16 protein-coding genes are annotated in these 14,928 nt (G+C 69.2%); 5 read left to right on the top strand and 11 right to left on the bottom strand.

From position 1 onward, the window contains the following. Nucleotides 1-55 precede the first annotated feature (55 nt). Nucleotides 56-1,222, bottom strand: coding sequence for an adenosine deaminase (locus tag ACIHFE_RS18540; protein ID WP_400107771.1), 1,167 nt, complete (start codon nucleotides 1,220-1,222; stop codon nucleotides 56-58). Nucleotides 1,223-1,326: 104 nt separating this feature from the next. Here ACIHFE_RS18540 and ACIHFE_RS18535 point away from each other — a divergent pair, with 104 nt between their 5' ends. After that, the gene (locus ACIHFE_RS18535; RefSeq protein WP_400107769.1) at nucleotides 1,327-2,094 is read left to right on the top strand and encodes an alpha/beta hydrolase family protein; all 768 of its coding nucleotides are present in this window, start codon (nucleotides 1,327-1,329) and stop codon (nucleotides 2,092-2,094) included. 24 nt (nucleotides 2,095-2,118) lie between these two features. Here ACIHFE_RS18535 and ACIHFE_RS18530 read toward each other — a convergent pair whose 3' ends face one another. Next, nucleotides 2,119-3,081 carry a LysR substrate-binding domain-containing protein gene (locus ACIHFE_RS18530; protein ID WP_400108034.1) on the bottom strand — a complete coding sequence of 321 codons (963 nt, stop codon included), beginning with the start codon at nucleotides 3,079-3,081 and terminating at the stop codon, nucleotides 2,119-2,121. Nucleotides 3,082-3,219: 138 nt separating this feature from the next. Here ACIHFE_RS18530 and ACIHFE_RS18525 point away from each other — a divergent pair, with 138 nt between their 5' ends. Next, on the top strand, nucleotides 3,220-4,512 hold the full coding sequence (locus ACIHFE_RS18525; RefSeq protein ID WP_400107767.1) for an MFS transporter: 1,293 nt from the start codon (nucleotides 3,220-3,222) through the stop codon (nucleotides 4,510-4,512). Nucleotides 4,513-4,742: 230 nt separating this feature from the next. Here ACIHFE_RS18525 and ACIHFE_RS18520 read toward each other — a convergent pair whose 3' ends face one another. After that, entirely contained in the window at nucleotides 4,743-5,015 is a 273-nt protein-coding gene (locus ACIHFE_RS18520) for a hypothetical protein (RefSeq protein WP_400107765.1), read from the bottom strand. A gap of 508 nt (nucleotides 5,016-5,523) precedes the next feature. Here ACIHFE_RS18520 and ACIHFE_RS18515 point away from each other — a divergent pair. Together ACIHFE_RS18515 and ACIHFE_RS18510 are read left to right on the top strand one after the other, a co-directional pair. Further along, the gene (locus tag ACIHFE_RS18515; RefSeq protein WP_400107763.1) at nucleotides 5,524-6,345 is read left to right on the top strand and encodes a Scr1 family TA system antitoxin-like transcriptional regulator; all 822 of its coding nucleotides are present in this window, start codon (nucleotides 5,524-5,526) and stop codon (nucleotides 6,343-6,345) included. Then, nucleotides 6,318-6,533, top strand: coding sequence for a DUF397 domain-containing protein (locus ACIHFE_RS18510; RefSeq protein WP_400107761.1), 216 nt, complete (start codon nucleotides 6,318-6,320; stop codon nucleotides 6,531-6,533). The genes ACIHFE_RS18515 and ACIHFE_RS18510 overlap by 28 nt, the downstream gene beginning before the upstream one ends. Nucleotides 6,534-6,853: 320 nt before the next feature. Here the strand turns inward: ACIHFE_RS18510 and ACIHFE_RS18505 are convergent, their stop codons facing one another. Further along, nucleotides 6,854-7,075 (bottom strand): type II toxin-antitoxin system HicA family toxin, encoded by a 222-nt coding sequence (locus ACIHFE_RS18505; RefSeq protein WP_400107759.1) that lies wholly within the window; start codon nucleotides 7,073-7,075, stop codon nucleotides 6,854-6,856. Beyond that, nucleotides 7,072-7,284 carry a type II toxin-antitoxin system HicB family antitoxin gene (locus ACIHFE_RS18500; RefSeq protein WP_400107757.1) on the bottom strand — a complete coding sequence of 71 codons (213 nt, stop codon included), beginning with the start codon at nucleotides 7,282-7,284 and terminating at the stop codon, nucleotides 7,072-7,074. The genes ACIHFE_RS18505 and ACIHFE_RS18500 overlap by 4 nt, the downstream gene beginning before the upstream one ends. A 99-nt stretch (nucleotides 7,285-7,383) precedes the next feature. Here ACIHFE_RS18500 and ACIHFE_RS18495 point away from each other — a divergent pair, with 99 nt between their 5' ends. Continuing rightward, entirely contained in the window at nucleotides 7,384-7,791 is a 408-nt protein-coding gene (locus ACIHFE_RS18495; protein ID WP_400107755.1) for a hypothetical protein, read from the top strand. 90 nt (nucleotides 7,792-7,881) lie between these two features. Here ACIHFE_RS18495 and ACIHFE_RS18490 read toward each other — a convergent pair whose 3' ends face one another. The 6 genes from ACIHFE_RS18490 to ACIHFE_RS18465 all read right to left on the bottom strand — a co-directional run bounded on the left by ACIHFE_RS18490 (nucleotide 7,882) and on the right by ACIHFE_RS18465 (nucleotide 14,843). Beyond that, complete coding sequence (locus ACIHFE_RS18490; protein WP_400107753.1) at nucleotides 7,882-9,165, bottom strand: thymidine phosphorylase; 1,284 nt, start codon at nucleotides 9,163-9,165, stop codon at nucleotides 7,882-7,884. Nucleotides 9,166-9,261: 96 nt separating this feature from the next. Then, nucleotides 9,262-9,657: a cytidine deaminase gene (locus tag ACIHFE_RS18485; protein WP_400107751.1), complete on the bottom strand. Its 396-nt coding sequence runs from the start codon at nucleotides 9,655-9,657 to the stop codon at nucleotides 9,262-9,264. Further along, entirely contained in the window at nucleotides 9,654-10,943 is a 1,290-nt protein-coding gene (locus ACIHFE_RS18480) for an ABC transporter permease (protein ID WP_400107749.1), read from the bottom strand. Before ACIHFE_RS18480 ends, ACIHFE_RS18485 begins: the two co-directional genes overlap by 4 nt. Next, a complete protein-coding gene (locus tag ACIHFE_RS18475; protein ID WP_400107747.1) occupies nucleotides 10,940-12,046 on the bottom strand; it encodes an ABC transporter permease in 1,107 nt (368 codons plus the stop codon). The genes ACIHFE_RS18480 and ACIHFE_RS18475 overlap by 4 nt, the downstream gene beginning before the upstream one ends. After that, nucleotides 12,043-13,617, bottom strand: coding sequence for an ABC transporter ATP-binding protein (locus tag ACIHFE_RS18470; protein WP_400108032.1), 1,575 nt, complete (start codon nucleotides 13,615-13,617; stop codon nucleotides 12,043-12,045). Before ACIHFE_RS18470 ends, ACIHFE_RS18475 begins: the two co-directional genes overlap by 4 nt. 188 nt (nucleotides 13,618-13,805) lie before the next feature. Then, complete coding sequence (locus tag ACIHFE_RS18465) at nucleotides 13,806-14,843, bottom strand: BMP family protein (RefSeq protein WP_400107745.1); 1,038 nt, start codon at nucleotides 14,841-14,843, stop codon at nucleotides 13,806-13,808. Between the last annotated feature and the right edge of the window lie 85 nt (nucleotides 14,844-14,928).

Here is a 14,928-nt window from a genome sequence, read left to right as displayed (position 1 = left end):
GCCGGGACTCTCTTGAGTCCCGGCCGTGTTCACGGTATTCACCGCGGTGTCGCCGTCAGCCCTGCTCCTTGTCGGCGGAGCTGCCCGCCGCCGGAGTGGTGGCCGTCTGGCGGAAAAGCCACTGGGACTTCAACTCCGCATATCCCGGCTTGATCACGTCGTTGATCATGGCCAGCCGTTCGTCGAATGGGATGAAGGAGGACTTCATCGCATTGACGGTGAACCACTGCATGTCATCCAGCGTGTAGCCGAACGCCTTGACCAGGTGCTCGAATTCACGGCTCATGCTGGTGCCGCTCATCAGCCGATTATCGGTGTTCACCGTGAGCCGGAAATGCAGCTTGCGCAGCAGCCCGATCGGGTGCTCCTCGTAGGAAGTCGCGGCGCCGGTCTGGAGGTTGGAGGTCGGGCACATCTCCAGCGGAATGCGCTTGTCGCGCACATAGGAGGCGAGCCGGCCGAGCCGCACCGTGCCGTCCTCGGCGGTCTCGATGTCGTCGCTGATGCGCACACCGTGGCCGAGCCGGTCGGCGCCGCACCACTGCAGGGCCTGCCAGATGGACGGCAGGCCGAATGCCTCACCGGCGTGAATGGTGAAGTGGTTGTTCTCGCGCTTGAGGTACTCGAAGGCGTCCAGGTGGCGGGTGGGAGGGAAGCCCGCCTCGGCGCCGGCGATGTCGAAGCCGACCACGCCCGAGTCCCGGTAGCGGTTGGCCAGTTCGGCGATCTCCAGGGCACGGGCGGCGTGCCGCATCGCGGTGAGCAGGGCGCCGACCCGGATCCGGTGACCGTTGGCGCGGGCCCGGCGCTCGCCCTCGCGGAAGCCCTCGTTCACCGCCTCCACGACCTCTTCCAGGGTGAGCCCGGCCTCCAGGTGCTGCTCGGGGGCGTAGCGCACCTCGGCGTAGACCACGCCGTCCTCGGCCAGGTCCTCGGCGCACTCGGCGGCCACCCGCACCAGGGCGTCGCGGGTCTGCATGACGGCGCAGGTGTGGGCGAAGGTCTCCAGGTAGCGCTCCAGCGAGCCGGAGTCCGCGGCCTCGCGGAACCAGACGCCCAGCCGGTCCGGGTCGGTCTCCGGGAGCTTGTCGTAGCCGGTCTGCCCGGCCAGCTCGACGATGGTGGCGGGGCGCAGGCCGCCGTCGAGGTGGTCGTGGAGCAGCACCTTGGGGGCGCGGCGGATCTGTTCGGGGGTGGGTTGAGTGATGCTCTCGCTCGTCATTTCGGCACTCTAAGCCCTACGCGCGTAGATATCGCCGAACGATACGGAACGGTGACCCTTCGCTTAGGTGGACTCCAGGCCTCCTTCTGCCATCGTTGTCTGCCATGGCTCAGCAAGCGTTCGCGCCGCCGGTTCCGGAACGGTCACCACGCCTCGGCAAGCCGCTGGGTGCCGGCGCCCGGGTGCATGGAGTGGCCCTGCTCCTGCCCGAGGGCCGGGCCACCGGTATCCGCCGTCCCACCGCCCGTTCGCTGGCCGCCCAGCGGCCGCTGGCCCGCCGGCTGGCCCGGGCCGGCGCCGGCGAGGGGCTGGTCGTCCATGTGCTGCGCTACCGCTTCCGGGGCTGGAACGGCCCGTCCGCGCACCCGGTGGGGGACACCGCCTGGGCGGTGGACGAACTGGTGCGGCGCTATGGCGACGTCCCGGTGTGCCTGGTCGGCACCGGCCTGGGGGGCCGGGCGGCGCTGCGGGCCGCGGGGCATCCCGCGGTGGGCAGCGTGCTGGCCGTCGCGCCCTGGCTGCCGGAGCCGGAGGCGGTGCTGGATCCGGATCCGGTGCGCCATCTGGCCGGGCGGCGGGTGCTGCTGGTGCACGGCACCAATGACGAGCGTACGGATCCGGATCTGTCGTACCGGCTGGCGGAGCGGGCGAAGAAGGGGAACCGGGAGGTGTGCCGGTTCGAGGTGCACTCGGACGGGCATGCGCTGCGCCAGCACCGGGGGGAAGTCCTGGCGCTGGCCGTGGACTTCGTCCGGGGTTCGCTGTTCGGGCACCCCTACGCGCGCCCACTGGCGGACGCGCTGGCGGCGCCGCCGCCGCTGGGCTTGCGCATGCCGCTCGCCTCCGGCTTCGGGTCGTCACTGGGTTACTGATCCGCCTGCGGCGGGCCACGGCGCTCAACCCCCGTCCGCCCCCACCGAGTTGGCGCCCCGAGCCAGCAACTGCCCCCGCCGAGAAAGCAGAAACCGCTTGAACGCGGCAACCGGAGCCGTATCCGGATGCCCGTCCAGCCAGGCGACACCAATCTCCCGCACCGCCCGCGGCGCGGTGACCGTCAGCTCCACCACCCCCGGCCGGGGCACGGCCGGCGGTGGCAGCAGGGCGACCCCCAGCCCCGCCGCCACCAGCCCGCGCAGCGTCTCCGCCTCCTCCCCCTCAAAGGCCACCTTCGGGGTGAACCCGGCCGCGGCGCACACCGCGTCGGTGATCCGCCGCAGCCCGTAACCCGGCTCCAGGGTGACAAACCATTCCGCGGCCGCCTCCACCAGCCGGACCCGCTTCCGGGACGCCAGCCGGTGGTCCTCCGGCACCACCAGCCGCAGCTTCTGCTCGTCCAGGCGCCGCGCCACCAGGTCGGGCGCGTCCGGCACCGGTGAGGTCAGGCACAGGTCCAACTCCCCCGCGCGCAGCCGCTCCAGCATCGCCTCGCCATAGTTCTGCACCAACTGGAACCGCACCCGGGGATGGTCGGCCCGGAACGCCCTGATGAGCTCCGGCACCGTCTCCGGGCCCAGCGTGTGCAGAAAGCCGAACGCCACCTTGCCGCCCGCCGGGTCCGCGTCCGCCCGTACCGACTCCGCCGCCCGGTCGACCTCGGCCAGCGCCCGTTCGACGGTCCCCAGGAAGGCCCGTCCCGCCGCGGTGAGCGAGACGGTCCGCCCGTGCCGGGCGAACAGCGCGACGCCCAGGTCCTTTTCCAGCCGGGCCATCGAGCGGCTCAGGGTGGACTGCGGCATGCCCAGCTGCTGCGCGGCCCGGGTGACATGCTCGTGCCGGGCGACCGCGACAAACTGGGCCAGCCGCGGCGTCAGGGTCACCGCCCAGGAGTCCGGGTCGATTTCGGCGGTCGCCGCCAGGATGTCGTATGTAACCGCGATGTCTTTTTCATTGCCGACCGGTGACACAGCCGCTCCTGACCTCTACTCATGCACCAGGGAATGGATTATGGCCATTCTGTGCATTGGACGCATCAGATGCAGTGTCCATACGGTTTGGGTATGCCTCCCGTCGATACCGGGGCATCCGCCACCACCATGCGTGCGGATGCCTCCCTCTCGCCGTCCCCCGACTCCAACTCCCGCCTGCGGCCCGGCGATCCCGGTTTCCGCAGGATGAGCCTGGCGCTGTTCGCCGCGGGTGTCGCCACCTTCGCACTGCTCTACTCCACCCAGGCCCTGCTCCCCGCGATCTCCGGCGGCCTGGGCGTCAGCCCGGACCAGGCGTCCTGGACGGTCTCCGCCGCCACCGGCGGACTGGCCCTGGCGGTGGTCCCGGTGAGCGCGCTCTCGGAGCGCTTCGGCAGGCGGGCCACCATGACCGGCGCGCTCTGTGTGGCCGCGCTGATCGGCCTGCTGGTGCCCTTCGCCCCCGGCCTGGGCTGGCTGGTCGCGCTGCGCGCGGTCCAGGGCGCCGCGCTGGCCGGCGTGCCCGCCTCGGCGATGGCCTACCTGGCCGAGGAGGTACGGCCCAAGGCGCTGGTCGGCGCGGTCGGGCTGTTTGTCGCGGGCAACGCCATCGGCGGCATGTCGGGCCGGATCCTGGCCGGCTGGGTCGCCCAGGCCTGGGGCTGGCGGGCCGGTCTGGCCGCGGTGGGCGCGCTGGCGGTGGTCTGCGCCGTCGCCTTCCGCCTCCTCATCCCCAAGGCTCGCCATTTCACGCCCGGTTCGCTCGCCCCGCGCGCTCTGGCCCGCACCCTGGGCGGGCACCTCGCGGACCCGCTGCTGGTGCGGCTGTACGCGATCGGCGCGCTGTTCATGACCGTCTTCGGCGCGGTCTACACGGTGATCGGCTACCGCCTGGCCGGGCAGCCGTTCTCCCTCCCGCAGGGCGTGGTCGGCTCCGTCTTCCTGGTCTACCTGGTGGGGACGGCCTCCTCGGCCACCGCCGGAAAACTGGTGGGCCGCCTGGGCCGGCGCGGGGCGCTCTATCTGGCGATGGGCACCACAACCGCCGGTCTGCTGCTCTCCCTGGCGGACTCCCTGCTCTCCGTTCTGCTCGGCCTGGTCCTGATCACGGCCGGCTTCTTCGCCGGCCACGCGGTGGCCTCGTCCTCGGTGAGCCGCACGGCCCAGACGGGGCGGGCGCAGGCTTCGGCGCTGTACCAGACCGCCTACTACACGGGCAGTTCGGTGGGCGGCATGGCGGGCGCGCTCGCCTTCCGGGCGGGGGGCTGGTCCGGCACGGTCGTGCTGGGTCTGACGGCCATGGTCGCCGCCGCGTCCATCACCCTGTACGCGACCCGGCAGGCGCTCCGTGAGCGGCGCGCGGGGCGGGCAACCGCCCACGCGTAGGCGGCGGTTGGCGTCCGCCGTGGCGGCCGCCCTTCTCCGGGAGGGCGGCCCCGCTACTGCGGCTGGGCGCACACCCGCCGGACGCCCGCAGCGCGGCGAGCATCACGGGGAAGTCGTCCGGCCCGGCGCGACGAGGCTGCCACCGCGCGCCTGCGCCGGGTGGACAACGAACGCATGGCCCTGCTGCGCGAGATGATCGGCATCTTCTGCGCTGACCCTCCGGGGTGCGGTCAGTCCAGCATCTCCACCAGGCTGGTGGTCCAGTAGCGACGTGCCGTCTCGGCATAGCCGGTGTGCTTGGGGTTGGCGCCGGAGTGCCGTAGCGCCCACGCCTGCGCCGTCTGCAGTTCGGAGCACGGACCGGACAGCTCATCGCAGGCGACGCACTGCAACTCGTGGGTGACGAGCGGGTTCCCGGGCACCTTGTCGGAGCAGATCACCCAACGGGCGTACCGCATCACAGAGCGGGAACCCGCGGGATGCTCCTGCTTGTCCGGCCTCATCGGCCGTCCACCGTGCGCAGGTTGATCCCATGGGCGCCGATGGTGACGTAGATACCGTTGCGGGGCGTCAGCGGCGGTTGAGCGCATCCGCAGCGGCGCCGGTTCGGCGTCTGGGGCGTGGCGGCTGCGGGTGCGGATGTATCGACGGCTTGCCGGGGCCGCCTGGCCCCGGTGAACCAGCGGCGGATATGGTCCAGCATTGTCAGCGCTCCTCTTCGGCGTTGGCCTCGCCCCGGGGCCGGTTGCGCGGCCGCCGGGGTCTTATGCCTTGGCAGGCAACCAAGTTGGCCGGAACCCTGCCGTCGGCCGACGCGTGCGGCGCGGTACGGCGGGCATCACGACAGCGGGAATCGAACGCACGTCAGGCGCCCGGTTCCGTGCGTCCCGGTTCCGGTGTCCAGTATCTGCCCGGGCCCCTATGCTCAACCACCACCAGGACTTGCCTAACCATCAATGTCAAGTGGGGTATACAACTATGGCTGCACCGGGGCCACTTGATCCATACAGGATGCGAGCGGCCGAGCTCGGGGCGACCATCAAGAAGCACCGGCAGGCCAAGGGGTGGACCCAGGACAGGCTCGCCAGAAAGGTCGCGCTGTCGAATACCGCGATCGCGCACTTCGAGAGCGGCGCCCGCGTGCCACGTCGTGATGTCGCCATGCGCATCGACCAGGCCCTGGAGGCCGGCGAAGAGATCTGGGAGCTGCGAGACGCTCTGGACGACAACCCTGACGCGGAACGCGTCAAGAGGTATCTGGCACAGCACTCACGTGCCGTAAGAATCCGCCAGATCTGCTTCTCCTCGATTCCCGCGATGCTGGAGACCGAAGAGCACACGCGCTTGGCACTGGAAGACGGACTTGCCTACTACGGCGGCGACCTGAACGACAAGCTCGAGTACCGACGTCAACTGCGCGGCGTCCTGGAGGGCCCCAACGCTCCTGCGTTTCAAGCTGTCATTTGGGAACCGGTCCTGCACGTCAACATCGGTGGAGACAAGCAAGTCATGCGTCGGCAGCTACTTCACCTGATCGACCGTTCCCGCGAAGCGGCTGTTGATGTGCGCGTGGTCCCGCTGAGCTCACACTCTTGCGTCCCAGATATCGGATTCGTCTCACTATGGGAGGGCCCCGATGGGCGGTACACGGGCTGGCGGCCCACCAGTGACAGCACCGGGATGTTCATCAGGAAGGAGTCCGAAACTGCGCGTCTCAATCACCTCTATGATCAACTGCACTTGGTTGCGCTGAGTGCAGTCGCGACAAGAGACCTTATCCACAAGGTAGTTGAGGAATATTACCCATGTCGCACAGTCTCGACCTGTCTATAGCGCAATGGCGCAAAAGCCTTCGCAGCACTCAGGGCAACCAATGCCTTGAGATCGCGGAACAGTACCCCGGCGTGATGCCGGTCCGGGATTCCAAAGACCCCAACCGTGCTCCGATCGTTGTCCCGCGAGCGGCCTGGTCCTCATTCGTGACCGCGGTGGCCGGCACCAACGGCCGCCTGTCCGCCTGAGCCATCAACAGGGCAGGGTCAAAGCCGCGAGGCGATGCTTGCCAACTCCTTCGGCCTTGACACGGTTGCCCGTTCATCGTTCACGCCCCGATGAGCACGCCAACAGCTCTTGCATGCCCAAGTCGCGGCCTGGGTGCGGGCGACGGCATCAATAGGCCACCGCCAGCCCGGACCCAACCCGGCTCACGGCGCGCTCACGTGCGGCGATGTCCGGCTCCGGTCACTCTCTACGCGATCCGGCAGACATTGCCGACCCACCGGGCGTCAAGGGCGCACGTGTGACTGCTACTTGCAGCCGCACCCGGCCGTACCACTCGCCGTCACAGGTTGCCCAAAAGGGCGTCAACGTCCCACTCGGCCTGACGCAGAATGGCCCGCAGGATGCCAGGAGCCAGTTCCGGGTGCAAGGGGACGATCACCGTCCGCTCACCTTTGCGATACTTGGCGTGGCTACCCCGAGTGGAAATGTGCTTGAACCCGTCACGATCAAGGGCCTTGGCCACTTGCGCCCCGGAGAGCCCCCTGGGCAGTGCCGGGCTCACGCGACCTGAACCTGGACCGGCGCCGTGATGACGTCATGGACGGCAGGCACCGGTTCGTCCTCGAAATAGAGCTCCAGCGCCTCGCGGAGGTTGGCCAGAGCCTCTTCGATCGTGGCCCCTTGGCTGGCCACGTCGACTTCGAGGCAGCGTGCCACGTACCACTGGTCCTCATGCGTAACGGCGGCGGTAAAGCGAACCTGTCGGGTCATAACGCCGAGTCTGGCACGAAGCACGAGAGACCGCCGCTCCACCGTCCCCCACTCACCCTATCGAGCGCCCGCTGTCAGACCCCCTGTCACCATCAGCGCATGACCGAATACACCGTGGAACTGATCCACGACAAGTGGCCCAAGCGCGAGCCGAGTTACTTCGCCTCGCTGGCGGCCGACCCACCTGACGGCTTCGAGTTCTCGTTCCGGACCTGGGACCACTACCCGGGCATCACCGGCACCCGCGAGGCACCCACCGTCTTCCATGCCATCGCCGAAGTGGCGGGCGAAGTGGCCCGGAAACACGGTGTGTTGCTCAATGACACGGGCGTCGAGAAGGTCCATGAGTGGATCCATGGCGAATGGAACCAGCAGATCACCGCGCATCTGCTGCTGATGGCCGCGCACCGCGCCACCTACTGCGGCCTCGGCCTGGATGACCTCATCGGCCTTCTGCGGTCGCTGGAACCGGCGTTCGCGCCGGCAGGAGAGGAGGACGCACCGTAGCGGCCGGCTGCGAACAGCCCGCACCCGGCGGCATATGCCAACGGGGCCGGTGGCGAACCACCGGCCCCGGCCCCGTGCGCGCTCGGAACGCTATGCGATCCGGTCCAGCACGATCGGGTTCGGCTTGAAGTCCGTACCCGCCGCCGAGATCTCCACGCCGCCCTCCAGCGCGGCCAGCGCGTAGTCGAACTTCTCGGGGGTGTCGGTGTGCAGGGTCAGCAGCGGCTGGCCGGCCACCACCGAGTCACCCGGCTTGGCGTGCATCTCGATGCCGGCGCCGGCCTGCACCGGGTCCTCCTTGCGGGCCCGGCCGGCGCCCAGGCGCCAGGCGGAGACGCCCACGGCGTAGGCGTCCAGCTTGGTGAGCACGCCGGAGGCAGCGGCCGTGACGACATGCTGCTCGCGGGCGACCGGGAGGGTTGCGTCCGGGTCGCCGCCCTGCGCGGCGATCATGCGGCGCCAGTGGTCCATGGCGGAACCGTCGGCGAGCGCCTTGGCCGGGTCGGCGTCCGGCAGGCCGGCCGCGGCCAGCATCTCGCGGGCCAGGGCGATGGTCAGCTCGACCACATCGGCCGGGCCGCCGCCCGCGAGGACCTCGACGGACTCGCGGACCTCAAGGGCGTTGCCCGCCGTCAGGCCCAGCGGGGTGGACATGTCGGTGAGCAGGGCGACGGTCTTGACGCCATGGTCGGTGCCCAGGCCGACCATCGTCGAGGCGAGCTCACGCGCGTCCTCGATGTTCTTCATAAACGCGCCGGAGCCGACCTTGACGTCCAGCACCAGCGAGCCGGTGCCCTCGGCGATCTTCTTGGACATGATGGAGGAGGCGATCAGCGGGATGGCCTCCACCGTGCCGGTCACATCGCGCAGGGCGTAGAGCTTCTTGTCGGCCGGGGCCAGGCCGTCACCCGCGGCGCAGATGACGGAGCCGACGTTGCGCAGGACGTCCATCATCTCGTCGTTGGAGAGCAGCGCGCGCCAGCCGGGGATGGACTCCAGCTTGTCGAGCGTGCCGCCGGTGTGGCCCAGGCCGCGGCCGGAGAGCTGCGGAACGGCCGCGCCGCAGGCGGCGACCAGCGGCGCCAGCGGCAGGGTGATCTTGTCGCCGACGCCACCGGTGGAGTGCTTGTCCGCGGTCGGGACGGGCAGGGACGAGAAGTCCATGCGCTCGCCGGACTTGATCATCGCCGCCGTCCAGCGGGCGATCTCCGCGCGGTCCATGCCGTTGAGCAGGATCGCCATCGCGAGGGCGGACATCTGCTCGTCGGCGACGACACCCTTGGTGTAGGCGTCGATCACCCAGTCGATCTGCTCGTCGGTCAGACGGCCGCGGTCGCGCTTGGCGCGGATGACGGAAATGGCGTCCATCAGCACATTTTCCTTAAGTTCGTGCGTCCTCAGAGCTTCCCGGGGTCGGAAAGTGACCCGGACGGGCCGAAGCATCGGCCCGTCCGGCGCTTAAGGACATCTTCAACGATTCAGGTCAGCGGGCCCAAACGCATCCGGCAGCAACTCCGCCAGCGGGCGGATGCCCGAGGTCGTGTCGACCGCCAGCTCCGGTCCGCCGTGCTCCCAGAGCAGCTGACGGCAGCGGCCGCACGGCATCAGGATGTTGCCGTTGCGGTCGCAGCAGGTGAAGGCGGTGAGCCGGCCGCCGCCGGAGGAGAACAGGGCGGAGATCAGACCGCATTCGGCGCACAGGGCGACGCCGTATGCCGCGTTCTCCACATTGCAGCCGGTGACCACCCGGCCGTCGTCGACGACGGCCGCGGCACCGACGGGGAAGCCGGAGTACGGGGCGTAGGCCCGGGACATGGCGTCCCGGGCCTGCGCACGCAGGTCCTCCCAGAGTTCGGGAGAGGTCACTTGCCCTGTCCCTTCCGGTAGGGCTTGCCGTCCGCCTTGGGCATCCGCAGCCGTTGCGAGAACAGCGCCAGCACCAGCAGGGTGACCAGGTACGGCGTGGCCTCCACCAGCTCCAGCGGCACGGTCTTGCTGGCCACGTACCAGACGACCAGCACCGCGGCGATCACCGCGCTGACCACGGCCGGCTTGAGCTTGCCGCCCCGGAACCGCCACAGGGCCATGCCCAGCAGCAGCACCGCGACCAGCAGCAGCAGCGCGTGCACGGTCGGACCGCCGGAGCGCAGCTGGAGGCTGTCCATGAAGCCGAACAGGCCGGCGCTCATGGCCACGCCGCCCGGCCGCCAGTTGCCGGAGATCATGGTGGCGAGACCGATGTAGCCACGACCGCCGGTCTGGCCGTCGGAGTACATATGGGTACCGATGGCCAGGAAGGCGCCGCCCAGGCCGGCCATCGCGCCGGAGACCACCACGGCCGCGTACTTGTAGGTGTAGACGTTCACACCCAGGGACTCGGCCGCCACCGGGCTCTCACCGCAGGAGCGCAGGCGCAGACCGAAGGAGGTGCGCCAGAGCACGAAGAAGGTGACCACGAACAGCGCGCCGGCCACGATCGTCAGCCAGGACACCTGGGAGACAAAGCCCCGCAGCATGCCCGCCGCGTCGGAGACCAGGAACCAGTGGTGCTTCTCCAGGGACTGCAGCCAGTCGGCCAGCCCCGGGATGGAGAAGTTGGACATGTCGGCCATCGGCGGGGACTGCTTGTCATTGCCGCCCGCCGCCAGGGCCGCACTGCCCTGGGCGCCGAAGAGCATCTTGGCCGCGTACTGGGTGACGCCCAGGGCCAGGATGTTCATGGCCACACCGGAGATGATGTGGTCCACGCCGAAGGTGACGGTGGCGATGGCGTGCACCAGGCCGCCCAGCGCACCGCCGACGACACCGGCCAGCGCGGCCACCCAGGGGCCGTGCTGCCAGCCCATCCACCCGGCGCCGAAGGAGCCGAGCATCATCATGCCCTCGAGGCCGATGTTGACCACGCCGGAGCGCTCGGCCCACAGACCGCCCAGACCGGCCAGTCCGATCGGCACCGCGGCCGCCAGCGCCGAGCCGTACTGGCCCGAGGAGGTCAGGTCGTTGGCGCCGGTGAGCGCGCGCAGGGCGGACAGCAGGATCAGCGCGCCCGCCAGGATCAGCATCACGACGGGGTAGGTCAGCCGCCGTCCGCCGGACTTGTCGCCGCCGCGCAGCCGTTCGGCCAGCGAGGAGGTGAAGGTCGTCGTACTCACGCGGATACCTCCGCCTTGTCGCTCTTGCGGGCCTGGGCGGCGAGCTCCTCGCCGACCTTGCGCTGCTGGGTCTTGAGGCCGTAGCGGCGCACCAGCTCATAGGCGATGACGACGCACAGGATGATCACACCCTGGATCACGCCGACGACCTCCTGGGCATAGCCCTCGAACTCGAGCTGGGTGCCGGTGCGGTCCAGGAAGCCCCAGAGCAGGGCGCCCAGCGCCATGCCGATGGGGTGGTTACGGCCCAGCAGCGCGATGGCGATGCCGGTGAAGCCGATGCCGACCGGGAAGTCGGTGCCGTAGTTGTAGGAGACGCCGAGCAGGGTCGGCATGCCGACCAGACCCGCCATCGCGCCGGAGATCAGCATCGAGGTGATCACCATGCGCTTGACGCTGACGCCGCTGGCCTGCGCCGCGGACTCGGACTGGCCCACGGTGCGCAGGTCGAAGCCGAAGCGGGTGCGGCCCAGCAGGAACCAGTAGGCCACGCCCACCAGCACCGCGATCAGCACAAAGCCATAGACCGGCTTGGTCTGGGTGGCGAACTCGAAGAAGTGCGCGGAGTCCGGCAGGTAGGGCGTGTGGATCAGGTTGCCCTCCTTCTTGGCCAGCCGGCCGTCCTGGAGGAAGTAACCGATCAGCGAGGCGCCGATGGAGTTCAGCATGATGGTGCTGATCACCTCGCTGACGCCGCGGGTGGTCTTCAGCAGACCGGCGATGCCCGCCCAGACCGCGCCGACCAGCATCGCCACGATGATGATCAGCGGGATGGTGATAAAGCCCGGCATGGTCAGCTTGGCGCCCACCACCGCGGCGAAGAACGCCGCGATGCGGTACTGGCCGTCCACACCGATGTTGAACAGGTTCATCCGGAAGCCGACGGCGACCGCCAGCGCGGAGAGGTAGTACGGGGTGGCCTGGTTGATGATCCACACCTGGCTGTCGGCCTTGGAGCCGAAGTCGATCATCACCTGGTAGGCGTGGAACGGGTCCTTGCCGGTGGCCCCGATGATGGCCGAGGTGATGGCCAGGGCGGCCACGATGGCCAGGGCGGGTGCGGCGAGGCCGAGGATCAGCTTGTCCTTGTCGAACTTCTTCACTCCGTGTCGCCCCCTTCGGTCTCCTCGGTGTGCTCAAGGTGGCCGGTAGCGGCGCCGGTCATGGCCGAGCCCAACTCCTCCGGGGTGATGGTGGCGGGGTCGGCGTCGGCGACCAGGCGGCCGCGGAACATCACCCGCAGGGTGTCGGAGAGCCCGATCAGCTCGTCCAGGTCAGCGGAGATCAGCAGCACCGCCAGGCCCTCCCGGCGCGCCTCGCGGATCTGGTCCCAGATCTGCGCCTGCGCGCCGACGTCCACGCCCCGGGTGGGGTGCGCGGCGATCAGCAGCTTGGGGTGGTGGCTCATCTCCCGGCCGACGATCAGCTTCTGCTGGTTGCCGCCGGAGAGCGAGGCCGCGGTGACCTCGATGCCGGGGGTGCGCACGTCGTACTCGCGCACGATGCGCTCGGTGTCGGCCCGGGCGGCCTTGTTGTCGAGCAGCCCGCCCTTGCTGTTGGGCTTCTCGGTGACATGGCCCAGGATGCGGTTCTCCCACAGCGGGGCCTCCAGCAGCAGGCCGTGCCGGTGGCGGTCCTCGGGGATGTAGCCGATGCCGCCCTCGCGCCGCTTGCGGGTGGCGAGGTGGGTGATCTCGGTGCCGTCCAGGGTGACGGTGCCGGCGTCCGGGTCACGCATGCCCATGATCGCCTCGACCAGTTCCGCCTGGCCGTTGCCCTCCACACCGGCCAGGCCCAGGACCTCGCCCTTGTGGATGGTGAACTCGATGCCGTCCAGCACGGTGCGCACCACACCGTCGGAGTCGGTGGCCGACAGATGCAGCCCCTCGACGGTGAGCATCTCGACATCGGTGACGGTGGACTCGCGGGTCTCCGGCGAGGGCAGTTCCTCGCCCACCATCAGCTCGGCCAGCTGCTTGGGGGTGGTCTCGCTGGGCACCGCGGTGCCCACCGTGGTGCCGCGGCGGATGACGGTGATGTCATCGGCGACCGAGAGCACCTCGCCCAGCTTGTGGGAGATGAAGATGACCGTCAGGCCCTCGGACTTGAGCTCGCGCAGGTTGTCGAAGAGCGCGTCGACCTCCTGCGGCACCAGGACGGCGGTCGGCTCGTCCAGGATCAGCGTACGGGCGCCCCGGTAGAGGACCTTGAGGATCTCCACGCGCTGGCGGTCGGCGACGCCGAGGTCCTCCACCAGGACGTCCGGGCGCACGCCCAGGCCATAGGCGTCCGAGATCTCCTTGATCTTGGCGCGGGCCTTGTTGCCGATGCCGTGCAGCTTCTCGGCACCGAGGACGACGTTCTCCAGGACGGTGAGGTTGTCGGCGAGCATGAAGTGCTGGTGCACCATGCCGATGCCGCGGGTGATCGCGTCGGCGGGCGAGTGCAGGCTGACCTGCTCGCCGTCGAGCTTGATCGTTCCTTCGTCGGGCTTCTGCATCCCGTAAAGGATCTTCATCAGGGTCGACTTGCCGGCGCCGTTCTCGCCGCACAGGGCGTGGACGGTGCCTTTGCGGACCGTGAGGTGGATGTCGTGGTTGGCCACGACACCGGGGAACCGCTTGGTGATGCCGGCGAGCTCGACGGCGGGAGCGGTACTGGTGGACGCTTTGATGGCGCACTCTCCTCGGGGAAGGGAGCGGTGGGTGGTGGAGCCCGGGCCCGCCCGGGCGGGGACCGGTCGTTCGGCTGAGCTGGTTGACGCTACATGCCTCAACTCAACGCTACGCGCGTAGCGTTGGTACCTATGTGCGGGCCCGGCGGGAGTGTTCCCGCCGGGCCCGCACTCGGTTCAGCGGAGGATCAGCCCTGCGGGCTGGTCCGCACCTTGACCTGCCCGTCCACGATCTTCTTCTTCGCGGCGTCGAGCTGGCTCTTGATGTCGTCGATGAAACCACCCGAGGTGGCCAGCGAGACACCGCCGTCCTTGACCAGGTACTGGTGCTGCCCGGTCAGCGGCTTGCCGTCCTTGACGCTCTTGATCACGTCGAAGACCGCCACGTCCACGTTCTTCACCACGGAGGTGAGGATGTGGTCCTTGTACTTGTCCAGGCCCGACTGCTGGTACTGGTCGGAGTCCACGCCGATGGCCCAGCAGTCCTTGCGGCCGGCGACGGCCTCGATGGAACCGTTGCCGGACAGGCCCGCCGCCGTGTAGATCACGTCGACACCCGAGTCGAGCATGCCGTTGGCCTTGTCCTTGGCGGCCGCCGGGTCGTTGAAGCCCTTGTCGTTGTTCGGGTACAGGTACTGCGAAGTGATCTGAGCCTTGGAGTCGGTGTCCTTGACGCCCTGCTCGAAGCCCGCCTGGAACTTCTGGATCAGCGCGTTGTTCACGCCACCGATGAAGCCGACCTTGTGGTTCTTGGACTTCAGCGCGGCCGCGACACCGGCCAGGTAGGAGCCCTCGTTCTCACCGAAGGTGATGCTGTCGACATTGGAGCCGGCGACGACCGAGTCGACCACCGCGAAGGTGGTCTTCGGGTAGTCCTTGGCCACCTTCTCAATGGACTTTTGGTAGTTAAATCCAACGCCGATGACCGGGTTGTAACCGGCGTCGGCGAGGGAGGTCAGGCGCTGCTCGCGCTCCGCCTCGGTCTCGCCGTTCTTGGCGGTCATGTCCCGGCCGTCGACGCCGAGCTCCTTCTTGGCCTTGTCCATACCGCGGGCGGCGGACTCATTGAAGGAGTGGTCGTCCCGGCCGCCGACGTCATAGGCGAGTCCAACGCCCTTGTTCTTGCCGCCGCTCGACTCGGTCGAGGACGAACCACAGGCGGTCAGGGAGAATGCGAGAGCGGCGGTGGAAACTGCCGCAACGGTGATCGTGGATACCCGGCGCACGAGGGCCCCTTCACTCGAAGCGCCTCCATTGGCGCTGGTTCGCCGGGAATCGTAACGCGCGTAGATGGGATGAAAAGGGGAGCTT

This window comes from Streptomyces sp. NPDC052396, assembly GCF_044593195.1.
In the GTDB taxonomy this organism is placed as follows: Bacteria; Actinomycetota; Actinomycetes; order Streptomycetales; family Streptomycetaceae; genus Streptomyces.
Note: the sequence above shows the minus strand (reverse complement) of the source record. Positions and strands in the feature narration are given on the sequence as shown.